This is a genomic window from Mesorhizobium sp. M1A.T.Ca.IN.004.03.1.1, assembly GCF_003997555.1.
Taxonomy (GTDB): Bacteria; Pseudomonadota; Alphaproteobacteria; order Rhizobiales; family Rhizobiaceae; genus Mesorhizobium.
The window spans coordinates 1-235 of sequence record NZ_RZTV01001112.1 but is presented as its reverse complement, the minus strand read 5'-3'; the positions used below and the strand labels follow the sequence as shown (position 1 = coordinate 235).

General features: G+C 65.5%; 1 protein-coding gene. It reads left to right on the top strand.

What is annotated here, in order from left to right; genetic code table 11:
• Nucleotides 1-235: LysE family transporter (locus tag EOD29_RS35130; RefSeq protein ID WP_164764109.1), on the top strand; the 235-nt coding region annotated here is incomplete at both ends.

Sequence of the window (235 nt, the reverse complement as noted above, 5' to 3'; positions counted from 1 at the left end):
GGTGTCGCGCGCGGCCGGCCTCTTTGCGGGTCTCGGACTTGCGATCGCATCCCTGACCTGGGCCGTCATGGCGATGGCAGGCCTCGGCTTTCTGCTGACCCATTTCGATTGGCTGCATATGACGTTGCAGGTGGTCGGCGCGCTGTATCTGATCTGGCTGGGCCTGAAGATGGTCCGCGGCGCGGCCAAGCCCTTGAAGACGACCGGACCGACTGAGGTCACATGGCGCTCCGCC